The 1,351-nt window shown below is 58.1% G+C and carries 1 protein-coding gene; it reads right to left on the reverse strand.

Features of this window, described 5'->3' with window-relative positions:
• Positions 1 to 144 precede the first annotated feature (144 nt).
• On the reverse strand, positions 145 to 729 hold the full coding sequence (locus AC1DSG_RS31195) for a YajG family lipoprotein (protein ID WP_477794298.1): 585 nt from the start codon (positions 727 to 729) through the stop codon (positions 145 to 147).
• Between the last annotated feature and the right edge of the window lie 622 nt (positions 730 to 1,351).

Raw genomic sequence — 1,351 nt, forward strand, 5'->3', positions numbered from 1 at the left:
CGGATGATCAGTCAAAATAAATGTCGACTGACACGACGCCATCGCCGGCAAGCCGGTCTCGCTCCCACAGTTATTCGGTGTACACCCGAATTAAAAAGCCCGGGGCCATTGCTGGCACCGGGCTTTTTTGCATCCGACGAATACTTACTCGCCGAGAACCTGACCCACTGTCGGATCCTTGAACAGACGCGTCAGCGCGTCACTCAACACATCACTGACCAGCTTGGTGTTGGTTTCCTGGTTCGGTGCCATGCCGAAACGCTGGTCCAGCGATGCGCCGTAACGGCCGCTGTAACGACGATTGGCATTCTGCACATCGGAGCGGAACGTCGCGCTGATGGTCGCTTCTGTCACATACATGCCTTCTTTAGGCGACTGGTACTTCAGCTCGGCCAAGGTCACGGTGAGTTGCGGTGCATTCGGCGCATTGGACGTCGGGGTAAAACCCAGCAAGCGAACGGCCGCCTCGGCCTGAGCCTGCAACTTCGGCAGGATCTGCGGGCCCTGCACGGTGATCGCGCTGGTTTCCGGGTACAAGCCGCCACGGGTGCCCAGTGTTGGCGACGGACGACCGTCCACCACACGCACCACCACCGGCTGACCATGGCCGACCGGCGCCAGCTGGGTTGTAAGCTTGGGTTCAGGGTTCAGTTGTTGCGGGCTGTGGGCGCAGCCAACGAGGGTCAAACTGGTCACAGTGATCAAACCGAACAACAGACGTTGCAACATGCGTTTCTCTCCAGAATCAGGCACAGACAGGCCCGCAGTATAGCGGTGCGTCACGACGGGTAACTAGCACCCTACAAGCCTTGCAGTAAATTCCTGTACCCCCCTTCACCGCTGTTCTGCCCTGCTCGACGGCAATGGCCATTGCCTGTCGTTCAAGCAATGTAGCCTCCAGCCGATGGGCAACGGCTGGGTGAAAATCGAAGAAATCAGCCTGAACGGGGTACCAACCTCTCCCCCCAAGCGCACGCGCCAGCCACGCGCATGGATGCAACATCTGTTGACCACCTGACCAGATGCCTAATAAAAGTCATTAAACACGTCCATTTCCCTGCGTTTCTTAGATACAATCTGCCCCCGATTATAAGGACGTCTCCTGATCGGGCCTCGCAGCATCGTCAATGCCTTGGTATTGACACCCCGCACCGCCCACAGAGAGCCGCCCACACAGATCGAGTGAAGCTGGCGCGCTTGCTGTTCCTTGAGCAAAAACCCGCTTTTCGCGAATCTGCAGAGCTGTCATTACGCTCGGCCACTGAGCTGTCTGCCCGTTTTGCCGGTCATGTATTCCATGACGGTAATGCTTGCCGGCGCGGTGCCCGGCAGGGACAGCCCTTTTTTGAGG

The organism is Pseudomonas sp. P5_A12, from assembly GCF_056400685.1.